At 58.7% G+C, this 17,946-nt stretch carries 15 protein-coding genes; 5 read left to right on the forward strand and 10 right to left on the reverse strand.

Annotated elements, in window-relative coordinates; genetic code table 11:
* Nucleotides 1-7 precede the first annotated feature (7 nt).
* From G5367_RS18035 to G5367_RS18045, 3 genes are read right to left on the reverse strand one after another with little or no spacing between them, the layout of a single operon-like run.
* Nucleotides 8-2,023 (reverse strand): transglutaminase TgpA family protein, encoded by a 2,016-nt coding sequence (locus tag G5367_RS18035; protein WP_421244712.1) that lies wholly within the window; start codon nucleotides 2,021-2,023, stop codon nucleotides 8-10.
* Nucleotides 2,010-3,005 carry a DUF58 domain-containing protein gene (locus G5367_RS18040; RefSeq protein WP_421244711.1) on the reverse strand — a complete coding sequence of 332 codons (996 nt, stop codon included), beginning with the start codon at nucleotides 3,003-3,005 and terminating at the stop codon, nucleotides 2,010-2,012. The genes G5367_RS18035 and G5367_RS18040 overlap by 14 nt, the downstream gene beginning before the upstream one ends.
* The gene (locus G5367_RS18045) at nucleotides 3,005-3,934 is read right to left on the reverse strand and encodes an AAA family ATPase (RefSeq protein WP_421244710.1); all 930 of its coding nucleotides are present in this window, start codon (nucleotides 3,932-3,934) and stop codon (nucleotides 3,005-3,007) included. Before G5367_RS18045 ends, G5367_RS18040 begins: the two co-directional genes overlap by 1 nt.
* 359 nt (nucleotides 3,935-4,293) lie before the next feature.
* Here G5367_RS18045 and G5367_RS18050 point away from each other — a divergent pair, with 359 nt between their 5' ends.
* From G5367_RS18050 to dtpB, 3 genes are all read left to right on the forward strand, one after another.
* Complete coding sequence (locus G5367_RS18050; RefSeq protein WP_421244709.1) at nucleotides 4,294-5,466, forward strand: MFS transporter; 1,173 nt, start codon at nucleotides 4,294-4,296, stop codon at nucleotides 5,464-5,466.
* Between the two features lie 18 nt (nucleotides 5,467-5,484).
* The gene (gene yidZ, locus G5367_RS18055) at nucleotides 5,485-6,447 is read left to right on the forward strand and encodes an HTH-type transcriptional regulator YidZ (protein ID WP_421244708.1); all 963 of its coding nucleotides are present in this window, start codon (nucleotides 5,485-5,487) and stop codon (nucleotides 6,445-6,447) included.
* A 697-nt stretch (nucleotides 6,448-7,144) separates the two neighbouring features.
* Nucleotides 7,145-8,650, forward strand: a complete 1,506-nt coding sequence (gene dtpB / locus G5367_RS18060) for a dipeptide/tripeptide permease DtpB (RefSeq protein ID WP_421244707.1) — start codon at nucleotides 7,145-7,147, stop codon at nucleotides 8,648-8,650.
* A gap of 57 nt (nucleotides 8,651-8,707) precedes the next feature.
* On the opposite strand, the gene ruvX is transcribed toward dtpB, so the two are convergent.
* The 7 genes from ruvX to metK form a co-directional block, all read right to left on the reverse strand.
* A complete protein-coding gene (gene ruvX, locus G5367_RS18065; protein WP_005343821.1) occupies nucleotides 8,708-9,130 on the reverse strand; it encodes a Holliday junction resolvase RuvX in 423 nt (140 codons plus the stop codon).
* Between the two features lie 43 nt (nucleotides 9,131-9,173).
* The gene (locus G5367_RS18070) at nucleotides 9,174-9,728 is read right to left on the reverse strand and encodes a YqgE/AlgH family protein (protein WP_005349793.1); all 555 of its coding nucleotides are present in this window, start codon (nucleotides 9,726-9,728) and stop codon (nucleotides 9,174-9,176) included.
* Nucleotides 9,729-9,928: 200 nt separating this feature from the next.
* Nucleotides 9,929-10,879 carry a glutathione synthase gene (gshB, locus tag G5367_RS18075; protein WP_111899961.1) on the reverse strand — a complete coding sequence of 317 codons (951 nt, stop codon included), beginning with the start codon at nucleotides 10,877-10,879 and terminating at the stop codon, nucleotides 9,929-9,931.
* 114 nt (nucleotides 10,880-10,993) lie between these two features.
* Nucleotides 10,994-11,725: a 16S rRNA (uracil(1498)-N(3))-methyltransferase gene (gene rsmE, locus G5367_RS18080; RefSeq protein ID WP_127006407.1), complete on the reverse strand. Its 732-nt coding sequence runs from the start codon at nucleotides 11,723-11,725 to the stop codon at nucleotides 10,994-10,996.
* Nucleotides 11,726-11,844: 119 nt separating this feature from the next.
* Entirely contained in the window at nucleotides 11,845-12,549 is a 705-nt protein-coding gene (locus G5367_RS18085) for an endonuclease (protein ID WP_127006408.1), read from the reverse strand.
* A 74-nt stretch (nucleotides 12,550-12,623) separates the two neighbouring features.
* Nucleotides 12,624-13,151: a SprT family zinc-dependent metalloprotease gene (locus G5367_RS18090; protein ID WP_421244706.1), complete on the reverse strand. Its 528-nt coding sequence runs from the start codon at nucleotides 13,149-13,151 to the stop codon at nucleotides 12,624-12,626.
* Between the two features lie 68 nt (nucleotides 13,152-13,219).
* Nucleotides 13,220-14,371, reverse strand: a complete 1,152-nt coding sequence (gene metK, locus G5367_RS18095; protein WP_005338519.1) for a methionine adenosyltransferase — start codon at nucleotides 14,369-14,371, stop codon at nucleotides 13,220-13,222.
* 349 nt (nucleotides 14,372-14,720) lie between these two features.
* Here metK and tkt point away from each other — a divergent pair, with 349 nt between their 5' ends.
* Nucleotides 14,721-16,712, forward strand: a complete 1,992-nt coding sequence (gene tkt / locus G5367_RS18100) for a transketolase (protein ID WP_421244705.1) — start codon at nucleotides 14,721-14,723, stop codon at nucleotides 16,710-16,712.
* A 536-nt stretch (nucleotides 16,713-17,248) separates the two neighbouring features.
* Nucleotides 17,249-17,920, forward strand: a complete 672-nt coding sequence (locus tag G5367_RS18105; RefSeq protein WP_041201823.1) for a DNA-methyltransferase — start codon at nucleotides 17,249-17,251, stop codon at nucleotides 17,918-17,920.
* The last annotated feature ends 26 nt before the right edge of the window (nucleotides 17,921-17,946 follow it).

Genomic DNA, 17,946 nt, shown 5'->3' on the forward strand with positions numbered 1-17,946 from the left:
CCCCTTTTTATGGCTTGCTCTTCTGCGGTTGATCCCAGAGCAGGGTGAGTTGTTTTATACGCAGTTGCAACTGGCGCCAGCAGCGCCTTTGTTGTCGGTCGCTGAGAGGGGCATAACGCCAGCGGCGATAGAGCCACGCACTCTTTAGCAGAGGATGGGCAAGGTCAGGACGCAGCCGCGCCAGTCGCTCGCACCATGCCCCCATGCTCTCGGCGGGCTGGGGTGAGTAGCCGCTGCGTTTGCCCCGTTTGAGCAGGGGCTGCCAGATGCGCCGCGCTGGCGGCAGGCGCGCGGGCAACAGCAGGGGCAGGCTCACCAGCAGGGCGACCAGCATCAGGCTCGCGAGGATCAACCAGGGAGTGTGCGCTGCCAGTGCAGGCCAGCGCAGACCGATTTGCTGCCAGAGCTGGCCCGCATCGTAACCAATCACCCAGCGACTCCACTGGTATTCGATATTGTTGCCCCACCAGCGCAGCTGATTGAGCAGGGCCCAGTTGCGATAACGTTGCAAAGCGAGGGGGTCGGCGGCGGTAAACTCGTCGCTCAGGGCCTCCCTCACGCCGTCTTCAATGCGCTCAGGTGCCACTGCCGCCGTGGGGTCGATTCGCCGCCATGAGCCCCCTTCATCGAGATACTCCACCCAGGCATGGGCATCGAACTGGTGTACCGCCAGATAGTTGCCCCTGGGATTCCATTCGCCGCCGAGATAACCGGTGACCAGTCGTGCAGGAATACCGGCAGCGCGCAGCACGAAAGCGGTCGCCATGGCGTAGTGGCCGCAAAAGCCCTGCTTTGTATCGAACAGGAATGCATCCACCCCGTCACTGCCAAGTCGTGGCAGGCTCAGGGTGTAGTAATAGGATTGGCTGCGAAACTGTGCGAGCAGGGCGGCGACCAGCTTTGCACGTTCTGGATAGCGCACTGCCAACCCTTGGCCGTGAGCTCGCGCTCTCGGGTTGCCCCCGGCTGGCAGTTGCAGGTTGCGCTGGGCGGCTTGGCTATCATCCTCGATCTGTGCTTCGCCGCGGCCAATGCGATAGCGTATCGCCATCTCGCCGCTCCCCTGCCGATAGAGGGTGTCGAGAGGCGCGAGCATTACCGGTCCCGCCAGCAGGCGCGGTTCGCTCAGAGCAAAGGCCCAGCGGTGGCGCTGGGGCTCGGCGATCACCTCGTAGCTCCCGGCGGGTAACGGACTATCTGCCAGTTGAGAGTTGGTCTGAGAAGAGGATGCCAGAAGGGGGAGCCCGGTTTGCACCGGCACTGTCTGCTGCCATGCCCTGACCTCGGGGCTCAGTAACCAGCGCTGGCCATCGAAAATTTCTTGGCGCATCACCGGAAAGTAGCGCTCGCGGGCCGGGGGCGGGCCATCGGCAAAGGTGACCCGAAAGGCCAGTTCCGAGGAGTTGACCAGTTCGCTGATATCGCCGGGGGCCAGCTCTTCCGAGAGCCCCGACAGGGCGCGGCTGGTGGTGGGCATCTGCCAGAGGGGCGGGAGCCTTGGCAGCAGCAGAAACAGAGTGATGAGCAGGGGAAGCGCCAGCAGCAGGGCGCTCCCCGCACTGCGCCAAGGCCGTTTCTGCTCGGGAGCGATGGCGGCCACCAGCGCGGTCACTGCTAACCAGAGTGCTACTGTCATTCCGGCCGTCCAGCCGATGCTTTGGCGTTGTACCAGCGCCAGCGCGATGAGGAAGAAGGCGAGCAGTAGTACCTGCTCGATATCCCGCTCGCGCCGCACTTCGATCATCTTCAGGCTATAGCCGAGCCAGAGCAGATTGATCAGGGCGGGCAGGGTGCCCAATGTGCGCCACTGCAACCCCAGCAACACCACGGTTGTGATGGCCAGCAGCGCCAACCAGCGGGTAGGCAGGGGCGGCCAGCCGTGCCACAGCATCATGGCCCGGACGCCGAGAGTGATGGCGCCCACTGCCACTACCCAGAGTTGCAACTGGGGCCAGAGCGCCGCGACCAGCAGCAGCTGTTGCAGGGCGATGATTGGCAGCAGGCGGCGGTTATCGAGCAGCATCTGACCAGCTCTCCTGTGGCTTGCCATCGAATCGGGCCAGTGCCAGCAGGCAGCGCTGCACAAAGGCGGCACCACTCTCGGGCCCCAGCGTCTGACCTGCCAGCGTCAGGGTAAAGGGGATGCCCCGCTTGCCGTAATCGACGCACCACCAGGCCAGCACTGCCAGCCGCTGCTCCAGATCCCCACCCGCGATCCGCTGCAAGGTGAGGTGAGTGTCATCCTGCTGTGGCTCATGGAACTGTTTGGTCAGCAGGCCGCGCCCCTGGGCAAGTTGCTTCCAGGCGACCCGGCTCAGTGGCTCACCGGCCTGATGTGTCCGCAGAGAGTCAAAGTCACCGAGAGGGGCTGGAGCGGGTTGGCCCTGATGCCCTTCGCTTTCGGTCGCATGTGCCCCTCTTAGCGCCCCGAACGCCGGTTTGGGGGCGAGCCAGCCCTCCAGTTGCAAGTCCAGAAGCGTCCAGCAGCGAAACAGACCGAGGGGGTAGCGGCTCTCGACCCGCAATCGGCCAAGGGGCAGTGGCCCGCGGCGTGAGCCCGATACTGGCAGGATAACTGTGCTGGGCAGAGCGTCGGCCTGTGCCAGCCAGAGGGTGCCTTCGTTGAGGCTAAAGTGAAGTGCCTGCACCGGGCGCGGGCTCTGTACCAAGATACGGATAGGCAGCTGGCTACCCGCTTCCCCGAGCACCAGCGTGCCCCCCAGCAGCTCCAGCCCCAGGAGGTTACGGTGGGTGAGCCACATGGCGGCCATAAACAGGCTGCCGAGGCAGTAGGCCACCAGCAGCACAAGATTATTCTGGTAGTTGGTGCCGAGCAGATAGATGGCGAGCAGCACCAGCAGATAGAGTAACCCCATGCGGGTGGGGAGAATAAAGAGGGTTCTCGGCCCCAGCGTTATCTGGCGCGCCGGCGGAATGCGGCGATCGAGCCAGCGCCGCTGCCAGCGGTCTCGCCACTGCTGCCAACGGTTTAGCCATTTGCTCATCAGGGATGGTCCGGATCGACCCTGGCCAGCAACCGCTGGCTCAGGGGACAGGCTTCGCCGTGTTGCACGCCAAAGCTGCCCCGCAGTCGATGTTCCGCTACATAAGGAAAGACCGCCTGCACATCCTCTACAGTGACAAAGCGCCGCCCCGCAACCAGTGCCCAGGTCCGGCTCACCGCCAGCAAGGTCTGGGCTGCCCGGGGGGAGAGGGACTGTGGCAGATCCCCATCAAAGCGGCTCTGGTGCACCAGCGCCAGCAGGTAATCGAGGGTGGCATCGGAAACATGGATAGCATCACCTTCCGCTTGCAGGGCAGCCAGCTCGGCGGCATCCAGCATGGCGGGTAATGGGCCGCTCGGCTGGTGGCCGCGCAGCAACTGGCGCTCCGCCTCTCGCGGCGGAAAACCCAGCGAGAGTCGCACGGCGAAGCGGTCGAGTTGGGACTCCGGCAGTGGATAGGTGCCCGCCTGATCCGCCGGATTCTGGGTGGCGATGACGAAGAAGGGCGTTGGCAGCGGGTGAGTGTGTCCCTCGATGCTCACCTTGCCCTCGGCCATCGCCTCCAGCAGGGCGCTCTGCACCTTGGGGCTGGCGCGGTTGATCTCGTCCGCCAGCAGCACCTGGGTAAAGATGGGGCCGGGGTGAAAGCGAAATGTTTGCTGTTGGGGGTCGAAGATCTGCAGCCCCAGCAGGTCGGCGGGGAGCAGATCAGCGGTGAACTGCATCCGCCTGCATGCAAGCCCCAGCACCTGCGCCAGCGCGTGGGCCAGGGTAGTCTTGCCCATACCGGGCAGATCCTCGATCAGCAGATGACCACGTGCCAGCAGGGTCACCAGCGCGATTTTCAGTTGCCGCGGCTTTCCCAGAATGACGCTCTCCAGTGCTGCCAGCAGCCCGGCAATCTGCTCTTCTCTTTTCATTCCCTTCATACACACTCCCTGTGTTGCGTCGCCCCTACAGCTTAATACGCCCGCAAGGGCGAAGGCGGATAACTAACGGGCGGTAAAAATGCAGCGCAGGGATGGTTATGAACGGGAGGCGACATGGTTCATTGCTGTGGTCTGGTCAATTCAATATGGCTGCTCAGGCACGTAGCCCAATACAATATTTCCTGATTGGAATGTACCGATCGCCATCTCTTCACTAGGTGGGGGCGGTAGGTGCCCATATAGTTGCCCCCATTGCGACGCGCTGCGTTGCTACCTTTATGGCCACCTTGGCCCCGCCACTGTTCGCCTGTCGCTGTCATCTTGCAGGTATCGGCAGGGCCATCTGTTATGGAGCACCCATGTTTGTTTTCCTGTTGTGCACTTTTCTGATGATTATCCTCTATCCGGTCGGGATCGATCTCTATCTGGTCGCCGTGCCCCGGATTGCCGATACCCTGCAGGCGAGTGAAGCGCAGATCCACACCGCCTTCTCTATCTATCTGTTCGGTATGGCGGCGACCGTGCTACTGGGGGGAGTGATTGCTGATCGCTACGGGCGGCGCTGGGTGGTGCTCGGGGGCGCGCTGATTTTTATCCTTGCTTCGCTGGTGGCAGGCAATGCGGAGGGGATCAACCAGTTCTACTTCGGCCGTTTCTGGCAAGGGGTCGGGGCCGGTGCGCTCTATATCATGACCTTTACCGTCCTGCGGGATGTGTTTAGTCAGGAGCGGCTGGCGATGGCACTTTCAATGATTAACGGGGTGATCTGCGTGATCCCGGTGCTGGCGCCGGTACTCGGTTACCTCATCCTGTCCCATTTTGACTGGCGCGCGATCTTCGTGGCGATGGCGCTGGTGGCGGCCGTCAGCGGTCTGGTCAACCTGCTGCTGCTCAAGGAGACCCGTCCGGCCCGGCAACCGGGGAGTAGCGCGGCGCTGCCCTTTGCCCTGCTGCGCTCCCCGCGCTTTATGTTGCTATCCCTGCTGACCAGTGCCAGCGTGACCGCCATTCTGGTCTATGTCAGCGTCTCACCGCTGATCCTGATGAAGGAGTTTGGTTTCACCACCGAGCAGTATTCCATCGTGATGATGGTGATGGCCGGGGTGAGTATGTCTACTTCTTTTCTGACCCCTCTGCTGTTGCGCTGGCTGGGCAAACAGAAGGTGCTGGCTGTGTCTCATCTCTCCTATCTGCTGGCGGCGTGCTCACTGTTCGGCAGCTGGCAGACGGGGGGCGATATCCATCTGCTGCTGCCGGTGTTTGCGCTTGTCTGTGTCGGCTTCTCCTGTGGCTTCGGGGTGGCGATGGGGGAGGCGCTTGACGGTTGTCCACACAATGTGGCGTTCGCCAGCGCGGTGCTCTGCATCATGCAGATCAGCCTCTCCGGCCTCTATATCTGGCTGCTGGGCCAACTTGGCTTTGCCCCGACCGAGATGTTGATCTGCGCTCTGCTGCTGGCACTGCTCAGTTACCTGGCTGTCAAAGGGCTGTTACCATGGCTCGCGCTTCGTGAAGCGCGGTCGCAGGGCTGATGGAAGATGAGAGGGGATATGCGCAATCTGGGTGAACTCGATTTAAACCTGCTGGTGGTGTTCAAGTACCTGATGCAGGAGCGCAGTGTGGCAGGGGCAGCGAAAAAGCTCTGTGTCACTCCGTCGGCGGTGAGCAAGTCTCTGGCCAAATTGCGGGAGTGGTTTGACGATCCCCTGTTTGTGCGGGTGCGGCAGGGGTTGCAGCCCACCAACCTCTCCCTGACTCTGGAGGAGGAGCTGAAGGTCTGGTTCCAGCTCACCGACAGCATCACCTCGCTCAATAGCGAGGCGATCCCCGACGGTGCCCGCTTCACGTTGGTGATGGAGTCCCCCTTCTACATCAGCTTCCTGAGCGATCTGCCCATGACCATCTACCAGAAGTACCCCAACTCGGTGGTCAGGATGCTGGGGTGGGATCACCACTCCCTCAACGACATCGTCAATGGCGATGCGGATCTCGGCTTCTGCGCCCGCGAGACCCATGGCCGCTCCCAAGCCAAGGTCAATCGGTTGCCCTACTACATCGATCATGAGGAGTTGTTCACCGATCGACCGGTGGTTTTTCTGCGCAAGGATCACCCCTTGCTCGAGCAGAAGTGGTCGCTGGAGAACTTTCTGGCCTGCCCCCAGATCAGCATGGTGTGGGAGGCGAACGATACCTGGGCCCTCGACAGCCTGCTGGAGGACGAGGGGCTGAAGCGGGAGGTGCCCATCATGGTCTCCAGCTTCGAGCAGGCGCTGCATATTGCCTCCCAGTCGAGCCATGAGCTGATTGCGGTGGCTCCCTCCTACTGCGGTGGTTATGCCAGTCGGCATCACGGCAATCTGATCGCCATGCCGCTGCCGCTACCCGAGAAGCTCTACGCCCAGCTGGAGATCGCCTTCATCCTGCTGTGGCACAAGCGGCACAATCAGGATGCCAAGGTGATGTGGCTGCGCAACGAGATCCGGCGACTCTACAACGATGAATCGCCACGCTAATGTGGCCGTGACGGTGCCTATCGATCAGCCGGAGTCATCTGCTCCGGCTTTTTGTTGTCGTATCGCCCGGATGAGTGTGCTTTTGCACGACTTAAGTACCGAGTTCGGGTTCAACTGTGTGCCATTCAACTCTCTTTATGCACAGATTGGCCTTGGTTGCACGTCTCGAGTGAAGCTCTTTTCACGAAAAAAATTCATGTGGTTTCATTAGAAAACTTCACTGATGGTCACTTTTAAAGTGTGATCGACCATTAAGTTCCTGTATTTGCAGTGATATAGCATGACACCCCTTGGAATGGTGGGGTTAGATATCGCCTGCGTAGGTGACTGCCAGTAGAGCGCGGCGTGAGCCAGCCCCACAGGTCGTCTGTGGCCATATCATGGCCACCAGCCATGAGTGATGGAGCAGAGGGGAATAAGCATCAAGGTTGATAAACCGGCTTGAGTGAAGGGATGCAGCAAAGGTAGAACCCGGAGCCGGTAACTGTACTGGGAGACGCCACTCACCATCCCCCGATAACCCGTAATTGAAACCGGCTAGATGAAAAACACCTTTCATCGAACGGGGCCTGTGCACCCGAAAATAGCCAGATTGGCAGGCTGACTGTGCTCCCCGTTATGGCAATGGCGGGCAAAAAAATAGTGCGGTAGCCACCACCAGATTAATAAAAATAAATCTCAGCAAAGGCAGGTTGATATGCGTTCAGCAACAGCACCGACCGGGTTGTTACAACAACCCAAACCCTTCTTTATGATATTTTTCGTCGAACTCTGGGAGCGCTTCGGTTATTACGGCGTGCAGGGGATCCTGGCGGTTTTCTTTGTACAGCAACTGGGATTTTCCCAAGAGCAATCCTTTATTACTTTCGGTGCCTTCTCGGCGTTGGTATATGGCCTGATCTCGGTCGGTGGCTATGTAGGCGACCATGTACTCGGCACCAAGCGCACCATGGTGCTCGGGGCTATCGTGTTGGTGATAGGCTACTTTATGACCGGCCTCTCTATCTATAATCCCGACCTGATTTTCTATGCGCTGGGCACCATTGCAGTCGGTAACTGTCTGTTCAAGGCCAATCCGGCCAGCCTGCTGTCAAAATGCTACCAGCCAAAAGATCCGCGGCTGGACGGGGCTTTTACCCTGTTTTATATGTCGATTAATATCGGCTCCCTTATTTCCCTCTCGCTCGCGCCGGTGATTGCCGATCATTACGGCTATACCGTGACCTATAACCTGTGCGGGGTGGGGCTGATTATTGCGCTGCTCACCTTCTTTGCCTGCCGCAATATGGTCAAGGATATTGGCTCCGAGCCGGATCACCTGCCACTTAATTACAGCAAGCTGCTGCTGGTTATATTGGGTTCGGTAGCCATGGTCTTCTTCTGCGCCTGGCTGATGCACCACGTGGTGATCGCCAACATGGTGCTGATGACGGTGACCATCGCCGTGGTGATCTTCTTTTTTCGCGAGGCATTCAGGCTCGACACCGTGGGCCGCAACAAGATGTATGTGGCCTTCGTGCTGATGCTGGAGGCGGTGCTCTTCTATGTGCTGTACGCCCAGATGCCGACGTCTCTGAACTTCTTTGCCATCAACAACATGCACCACGAGATGCTGGGCATGAGCGTCAACCCGGTCAGCTTCCAGGCGCTCAACCCCTTCTGGGTGGTGGTGGGTAGCCCGGTACTCGCGATGATCTATACCCGAATGGGCAGCAAGGGGCGGGATCTCACCATGCCGCTCAAGTTCACCCTCGGGATGTTCTTCTGCTCGCTGGGCTTTCTGACGGCGGCAGCATCCGGCTGGTGGTTTGCCGATGAGCAGGGGCTTACCTCCCCCTGGTTTATGGTGCTTATCTACCTGTTCCAGAGTTTGGGTGAGCTGATGATCAGCGCCCTGGGGCTGGCGATGGTCGCCGCGCTGGTGCCACAACGCCTGATGGGCTTCATTCTCGGAATGTGGTTCCTGACTCAAGCGATGGCGTCCCTGCTGGGTGGCTATGTGGCGACTTTTACCGCCGTGCCGCAAGGGATGACGGATCCGCTGCAAACTTTGCCCATTTACACCGGCGTATTTGGCAAGATCGGGATGGCGACCCTGCTGATTGCGGTAGTGATGGGGCTGATGGTGCCCTGGCTCAACCGGATGATGAATGCGACGCCGACAGAGGCCGAAGGGCTGGTGCCAGGTCAGTCACAGGCGTAATGAGGGGATAGTGCGAGACAAGGCAAGGGCGGCGACCCTTGCCTTGCTGTTGATGGCTTAGTTGTACTGCTCTTCCATCCAGGCTTCGACGATCAACTGCGCCGATACCCCGTCCACACTGCCTTTTTCCAGCGCGCGATAGCCGCCTCGCTCAAACAGCCGGGCGCGGGCATCTGTGGTGGTGAGTCGCTCATCCTTGAACTCCACCGGTTTGCCGAAGCGGCCATGCAGCCGGTTGCCGAATTTGCGGGCCCGTACCGTGATCTCCTGATCGGTGCCATCCATGTTCAGTGGCAGACCGACCACTAGCAGGTCCGGTTGCCACTCCTTGAGCAGCTTCTCAATCTCGTCCCAGTTGGGGATGCCGTCGTTGGCCTTGAGGGCGCGCAGAGGCTGGGCAGTGCCAGTCAGCTCCTGACCGATGGCGACGCCAATGCTCTTGGTGCCATAGTCAAAGCCCATGATGCTGCGTGATGACATAACTGATAAATCCTCGAAATAGAGAGCGGAGCGGGCCAGCCGATCAGCTGTGGCCGATGTCGCTGGAGAGGTGAACCGGGTTCACCCCTATGCTGGCGGCAGCTTGCTGCCAACGTTTGTGAATGGGGGTCTTGAACACCAGAGCCGGATTGGGGGGGATCACCAGCCAGGCGCCATCCACCAGCTCCTGCTCCAGCTGACCTGCGCTCCAGCCTGCATAGCCAAGGGCCACCAGCCAATGGGCAGGAGCCTCGCTCGTACCCAGAGTTTCCAGAATATCCTTGGAGGTGGTCACCATCATCTCATCCCCCACTTGCAGGGTGGAGTTGAAACCGGGGCGGAAGCTGTGCAGCACGAAGCCGCGATCGGCGTGAACCGGCCCCCCTTGCAGCACCGGCTGCTTGAGCTCCGGGTTGTTGGGCGGATTGAGCTGGAGCTGGGTTAGCATGGTTTCCAGCGACATCTCCACCGGAATGTTGACGACCAGTCCCATGGCGCCCTCTTCGTTGTGCTCGCACAGATAGACCAGCGAACGCTCGAAGTAGGGATCCGTCAGGCTTGGCATGGCAAGCAGGAAGTGATTTTGCAGTGTTTGCATAGAGGCCAAATAGTGCAAAGGTATTTGAGATCAATTATGGCAGTTGATCCCCATGGGAAAAACCGCTTTTTGGGCTGGGCGAGATCCCGCCCCTTTCCGGATTGTCTTGAAACAGAGAGGGTGGCGCCGGGCCACCCTCTCTGTTTCCGGGCTTGTCGGGGGCGGTTACCCCTCAACAGGCCGGTTAGCCTGCCAGGCGATTATTTGCCCAGCCGACGCTCGATGGCATCCATCAGCATACCGGTGATGTGCACATCGAAGGCGGCTTCAATCTCGCGAATGCAGGTCGGGCTGGTGACGTTAATCTCGGTCAGCCGATCGCCGATGATGTCGAGACCGACGAAGATGAGGCCTTTCTCTCTCAACGTCGGGCCCACCGCGCGGGCGATGGCCCAGTCGGCTTCGCTCAGGGGACGTGCTTCACCACGGCCACCGGCCGCCAGATTGCCACGGGTCTCACCTTGCGCCGGAATGCGCGCGAGGCAGTAGGGAACAGGTTCACCGTCCACCACCAACACCCGCTTGTCGCCATCCTTGATGGCGGGCAGATAGGTCTGCGCCATGCAGTACTGGCTGCCGTGGGCGGTCAGGGTTTCAATAATCACGCCGACGTTGGCGTCATCTTCCTTCATGCGGAAGATGGAAGCGCCGCCCATGCCGTCCAAGGGCTTCAAGATCACGTCTTTGTGCTTGGCGTGGAAGGCGCGCAGCTTGTCGGCGCGGCGGGTGACCAGCGTGGTCGGAGTGTGCTCGGCAAACCAGGCGGTGTAGAGCTTCTCGTTGGCGTCACGCAGGCTCTGCGGCTTGTTGACGATAAGGCAACCCTCATCCTCGGCCCGCTCCAGCATGTAGGTGGCGTAGATAAATTCGGTGTCGAACGGCGGATCCTTGCGCATCAGGATCACATCGAGGTTGGAGAGGGGCTGATCCACCACCTCGCCCAGGGTGTACCAGTCGGCATAGTCATATTTGACGGTGAGCGGGCGCATGGTGCCAAAGGCGCGACCGGCTTCCATGTAGAGATCCTTCATCTCCAGATAGAAGAGCTCATAGCCGCGTTTTTGCGCCTCTTCGAGCATGGCAAAGCTGGAATCTTTCTTGATGTTGATGGCTGAGATGGGGTCCATCACGATGCCGAGTTTAATGGTCATCCGCTGTTCCTTTTTAATGGCTCGATAGGGTTGTAGGGTCGATTAGCGCAGCGTAATCGGCCGCTTGCGGCGGCGTCGATGCAGCCATGAGGCTGATTGATGCGGCCGATAGTATCAAGCGAGATCGCCAAAGCGGCACTGCAGCGCAGTGATCGCAGTCAGGGCGGCGGTTTCGGTGCGCAGCACCCGCGGCCCCAGCAGCATCTCTTTGAAATCTTCCTGCACGGTACGGGCGATCTCGTCGCTCGACAATCCCCCTTCCGGGCCAATCAGCAGGCGCACGCCATGCTCGGGAACGGGCAGGGTGTTGATGCTGTACTCGGCGCGCGGGTGCAGGTTGAGCTTGAGCTCTTTGGTCTCTTCCGCCAGCCAGGCGTCCAGCTCCATTGGCATACGCACTTCGGGCACCACGTTGCGGCCGCACTGTTCGCAGGCGCTGATCACCACCTTCTGCCACTGTTCGCGCTTTTTCTCCAGTCGATCGGCTGGCAGCTTGACGCCGCAGCGCTCGGAGAAGAGCGGGGTGATACAGGTGACGCCCAGCTCCACCGATTTCTGGATGGTGAAGTCCATCTTGTCACCACGGCTGATCACCTGACCGAGGTGGATGGCCAGCGGTGACTCCACCGATTGGGCGTCACAACTGTCGATGGTCACTTCCACCGACTTTTTGCCGACGCTGGAGATAGTGGCGGGATATTGATTGCCATCGCCGTTGAACAGCTCGAGTTGCTGGCCCGGCTGCATGCGCAGTACCCGGCCGATATGGTTGGCGCCGTCTTCCGACAGGGCGATGGTCTGGCCAACTTGCAGGGTGGCCGGTTCATAGATACGTGGAATGCGCATGGCTGCTTGTCAGTCTCTTGCTTGGAAACCCTTCATATCCTGCTGCGAGCAAGGCTCACGCGGCAGTGGGGAAGGGCCTCATGATAGGAGGGGCGATCCCCCTCCCTGGTCAAATGGGGTTATTGGCACTGCTTTTCAATAAAGGGATTGGTATTGCCCTGCAGTTTGCCGATGCGGCGGTTGCGCTCGCACTCCCAGCCTTCTGCCGGGTACTGGCGATCCCAAGCTTCAAACAGTTTACGCTGTTGCGCTGCCAGACGCAGCCCATACTGCTGGCTCATGTAAAGGTAGGCGCGGGCAATCTGACCCCGTACCGGCCCCTTGGGCGGCTGCACCCGACGATCCTTGAAATCCACCAGCATCTGGCACTGGCCGTACTGATCCGGCTTGCCGTTCCAGTCGGAGAAGCGGTAGTTGGCCCGATCGCCGTTCACCTCGCCAATGGCGGGGAAGAGGTTGTGCATATCCCCCTCCATCTTGTTGAACTCGGGGCTCGCTTTTTCGCAGTTCTTGCGACCGCCATCCTGCCAGCATTGCAGCTGGTGGCCGAACTCCCAGGCCGGGACCACGTGTTCCCACTCGATGCGGGCGGCGCGCTTGGCCTGCTTGCGCGGCTCATAGCCGCAGCTGGCGAGATCCGGGCTCATTTTCTTGCCCTGATAATTGATGTCACAGCCGCAGTAGAAGGTGGTGACAGCAGGCTGACTGCGATAGAGCTTCACCAGATCCTGCTTGGCTTCGCGAAAGGTCTGGGCGTGCAGGGGGGCGCTGAGGAGCGGTAAACCGGCCAGCAGGGTCAGGGCGAGGGAGGAGATGAAACGCATGGGATTCCTTGCAAAACAGGGTGATTGACGAACGATGGCGGGCACCCTACCACAGGGGCGCGACACAAGCTGGCTTACTGCTCTGGCTCCGGCCGTTCCCGCTCCAGCGGCTGCTTGCAGCGACGACAGTGGTAGCGGGCTTCGCCACGTACCACCTTGTTGTGGCGGCGAGTAGAGAGCTGATGCTGCTGGCAGAGGCAGCGATAGGGCACGGTGCGCTGGGCCAATACCGCCAGATCGAAGCTGTGGGTAGTTCTGGGCTCAAGGCCGAACACCTCCCGCATCACCGACTGCCACTGGCGGCCGTGGGGTAGCACCCGGTTTTTGCCGCGCCCTTCACCCCACAGGGCATAGACCAGCAGATGGGCCACCTCGTGGGGCACCACCTCATCCAGAAACGCCTGCTGGTTGGCCTGATAGAGGGCGGGATTGAAGCGCAGCTCCCAGGTTTGCAGTCGCGCCGATCCCGCCGCCCGGCCCCGCATATTGCAGTAGATCCGCGGGCGTGGGAAGGTGCGGCCAAGGCGCGCCTCGGCCTGCACAAAGCAGGCTTCTACACGTTGTTGCAGCAGGGCGACAAGCTGGGCAGGAGTGGCAGACATCAACATCTCGTCAAATGGCGGATAAGCAAAAGGGGAGCCAGGCTCCCCTTTTATCACAACAGCGAGCCTTACAGGCCAGCGGCGGAACGCAGCAGTTCGGCCTTGTCGGTCTGCTCCCACGGGAACTCGTCACGACCGAAGTGACCGTAGGCAGCGGTAGCCTGGTAGATCGGGCGCTTCAGATCCAGCATTTCGATCAGGCCATACGGGCGCAGTTCGAAGTGCTCGCGCACCAGCTTGACCAGCAGCTCTTCGGCGACCTTGGCAGTGCCGAAGGTCTCGACGCTGATGGAGGTCGGCTCGGCCACGCCGATGGCGTAGGAGATCTGGATTTCACAGCGATCGGCCAGACCGGCGGCCACGATGTTTTTGGCAACGTAGCGGGCGGCGTAGGCTGCGGAGCGGTCAACCTTGGACGGATCCTTGCCGGAGAAGGCGCCACCACCGTGACGGGCCATGCCGCCGTAGGTGTCGACGATGATCTTGCGACCGGTAAGACCGCAGTCACCCATCGGGCCGCCGATAACGAAACGGCCGGTCGGGTTGATGAAGTATTTGGTGTCCTTGTTGACCCACTCGGCCGGCAGCACCGGCTTGATGATCTCTTCGCGTACCGCTTCAACCAGATCCTTGTGGCTGATGGATTCAGCGTGCTGGGTAGACAGTACAACGGCATCGACACCGATGATCTTGCCTGCGTCGTCGTAGGCAAAGGTCAGCTGGCTCTTGGCATCCGGACGCAGCCACGGCAGGGTGCCGTTCTTGCGCACTTCAGCCTGACGCTTCACCAGCAGGTGAGAGTAGGTGATGGGGGCCGGCATCAGCACGTCGGTTTCGTTGGTGGCGTAGCCGAACATCAGGCCTTGGTCGCCAGCGCCCTGCTCCAGCGGATCGCTGCGGTCAACACCCTGGTTGATATCCGGGGACTGCTTGCCGATGGCGTTCAGCACGGCGCAGGAGTCAGCATCGAAGCCCATGTCGGAGTGGGTGTAGCCGATTTCACGTACGGTATCACGCACGATCTCTTCGATATCAACCCAGGCAGAGGTGGTTACTTCACCGGCCACCATGACCATACCAGTCTTGACCAGAGTCTCACAGGCAACGCGTGCCTTGGTATCTTGCTTGAGGATGGCGTCCAGTACCGCATCGGAGATCTGGTCCGCAATCTTGTCGGGATGGCCTTCGGAGACCGACTCGGAAGTAAACAGCTTTGCCATGATAAGAGTCTCAGCTTGTCTGGGTTATCGCCATAGCAATAACCGGATGAATGGGATGGTGTAGAGGTATCTACATCTGGACGTCTATTTTAATTAGCGCCCCCCCTGATTGCCAGCACTATTTTGTCGCGCAGTGTCCAATGGGTCACAAGCGGTGCTCTCCTATCCCGAAAGGGATGGAAATCAAACGTTTTTCTCTGGTTGCTTTGGTCAATAGAGGGCAAGAAAAGCGATTGTCCTCCCAAAGCCACTTTATTCATCCAGATAATATTTGCACGCCGCGCGCCCTGCTGGGACAATAACGCGCCTTAATCTTGGCCATCAAATGAAGCAATCGCAGGAGATTCAGATGCCTTCTCGTAAAGAGCTTGCCAATGCCATTCGTGCATTGAGTATGGATGCCGTTCAAAAAGCCAACTCCGGTCACCCGGGCGCCCCCATGGGAATGGCGGATATCGCCGAAGTGCTGTGGCGTAGCCACCTCAGACATAACCCGAACAACCCCAAGTGGGCCGACCGCGACCGTTTCATTCTCTCCAACGGCCACGGCTCCATGCTGCTGTACTCCCTGCTGCACCTCTCCGGTTATGACCTCTCCATCGACGATCTGAAAAACTTCCGCCAACTGCACTCTCGCACCCCGGGTCACCCGGAGTACGGCTATGCACCGGGCGTTGAAACCACCACTGGCCCGCTGGGTCAGGGCATCACCAATGCCGTTGGTATGGCGATCGCCGAAAAAGCCATGGCTGAGCAGTTCAACCAGCCGGGTCACGACATCGTTGACCACTACACCTATGCCTTTATGGGCGACGGCTGCCTGATGGAAGGTATCTCCCACGAAGCGTGCTCTCTGGCAGGTACCCTGCAACTGGGCAAACTGATCGCGTTCTGGGATGACAACGGTATCTCCATCGACGGTCACGTAGAAGGCTGGTTCACCGACGACACCGTCAAGCGCTTCGAAGCCTACGGCTGGCACGTTATCCCGGCTGTTGACGGTCACAGCCCGGAAGCCATCAATGCCGCCATCGAAGCCGCCAAGGCCGAGACCGGCAAGCCGACCCTGATCTGCTGCCGCACCATCATCGGTTACGGTTCTCCGAACAAATCCGGTTCTCACGACTGCCACGGCTCACCGCTCGGCAACGACGAGATCGCCGCTGCTCGCGCATTCCTGAAGTGGGATCACGCGCCGTTCGTTATCCCGGCCGATATCGCTGCCGAGTGGAACGCTCAGGAGAAGGGCGCTGCACTGGAAGCCGACTGGGCTGCCAAGTTCGCCGCCTATGAAGCCGCTCACCCGACTCTGGCTGCCGAATTCAAGCGCCGCACCGCTGGCGAACTACCGGCCAACTGGGCTGCTGAATCCGCCAAGATCATCGAAACCCTGCAAGCCAACCCGGCCAAGATTGCGACCCGTAAAGCGTCCCAGAACTCTCTGGAAGCGTTCGGCAAGGTGCTGCCGGAGTTCATGGGTGGCTCTGCCGACCTGGCGCCTTCCAACCTGACCATGTGGTCCGGCTCCAAGTCTCTGACCAACGACGATGCCTCCGGCAACTACATCCACTACGGTGTACGCGAGTTCGGCATGTCCGCCATCATGAACGGTATCGCCCTGCACGGTGGTTTCATCCCCTACGGCGCTACCTTCCTGATGTTTATGGAGTACGCCCGCAACGCCCTGCGCATGGCCGCCCTGATGAAGCAGCGCGCTATCTTCGTTTACACCCACGACTCCATCGGTCTGGGTGAAGATGGCCCGACTCACCAGCCGGTTGAGCAGATCGCCTCCCTGCGTCTGACTCCGAACATGAGCACCTGGCGTCCGTGTGACCAGGTTGAATCTGCCATCGCCTGGAAACATGCCATCGAGCGTACCGACGGCCCGACCTCTCTGATCTTCTCTCGTCAGAACCTGGCCCAGATGGACCGTACTGCCCAGCAGCTGGCTGATACCGCCAAGGGTGGCTACGTGCTGAAGGATTGCGCCGGTACTCCGGAGCTGATCCTGATCGCCACCGGTTCCGAAGTGGAACTGGCCGTTGCCGCCTATGAGCAGCTGACAGCCAAGGGCCGTGCCGTGCGCGTGGTCTCTCTGCCGTCTACCGATGTGTTCGACGCCCAGTCTGCCGAGTACAAAGAGTCCGTCCTGCCGTCCTCCGTCACCAAGCGTGTGGCCATCGAAGCCGGCATCGCTGACTACTGGTACAAGTACGTCGGTTTCGGCGGCAAGATCATCGGTATGACCACCTTCGGTGAGTCCGCACCGGCCGAGCTGCTGTTCAAGGAATTTGGCTTTACCGTGGAAAACGTGGTTGCGACCGCTGAATCCCTGTAATCCCTGATTGCTTTGTATTGAACTGAAAAGCGCCTCCCTTGGGAGGCGCTTTTTTAGGTGTATCGGAACACACAGCTGTATATATATTGCTCCGCCAATGATGAGGATCTCAAAATAAGAGTGAGAGGCTTCATATAGCCCTTAGCTGGAGTTAGTTTGAGTCTTAGTGCTGATATGTTATGTGTCAATACTGTTAAATTAGAGTGTTTATTTACTCTTAGACTTGAAAGCTAGAATAAGGAGCTTCGATATGCCTTGCCAATGTTGTGGCCAGCGTTTAAATGTTGGTGTTTTACATAAGTATGATGAATTGGGTAATGAGTACAAGTCATGTCCTCGTTGCTCTGCTACCAATGGGCAGGAGCATGTATTTCATCGTCATCCGGAGGCTTTTGGACAAACACCTGCACGTAGGACACCTGCTAATCCTCAGGGTGATCAGAGCTATTGTGTCGATTGCCGGACATTAGACCCTGGGGCTCCATCAACGGTATACTCGAATGGTAGACCCTGTAGTTCTTTATTAAGCAGATAAAATGAATCTATTTTGTGATGATGCTGTGAAATGGTTGTCGACGCTTGCGGATGCAAGCGTTGATCTTGTTATTACTGACCCTCCTTATGAATCTCTTGAGAAGCATCGGAAAATAGGAACGACAACTCGTCTTAAAGTAAGTGAAGGATCAAGTAATCAATGGTTTGATATTTTCCCTAATGAACGTTTCGAAAGCTTATTTTTAGAGCTTTATCGAGTGTTAAAGAAAAACTCACATTTCTATCTTTTCTGCGATCAAGAAACGATGTTTTATGTAAAACCAATTGCGGAGAAAGTTGGTTTTAAATTTTGGAAACCAATCGTTTGGAATAAAATGGCAATTGGTATGGGGTATCATTATCGGGCCAAGTATGAATTTATTCTTTTCTTTGAGAAAGGGAAAAGAAAACTAAACGACTTGGGTATACCTGATGTTCTGGAGTGTAAACGAGTGCATCGTGGCTATCCTACTGAAAAACCTGTTGCATTATTAGAGACTCTTATATCTCAGAGCTCCAGTCATGATGATTTGGTTGTAGATCCATTCTTTGGTTCAGGTTCAACCCTGGTTGCAGCCAAAAACCTTGGAAGGAGGACTATGGGGTGTGATATTTCAAGTGCAGCCCATGAACATGTCTATGAACGAATGAAAAATCATTCAAATGACAATTAAAATATATTGTTGTTCTCTTTTCGTTT

Origin of the sequence: Aeromonas sp. 604282, assembly GCF_049170575.1 — a bacterium.
Classification (GTDB): domain Bacteria; phylum Pseudomonadota; class Gammaproteobacteria; order Enterobacterales; family Aeromonadaceae; genus Aeromonas; species Aeromonas veronii_A.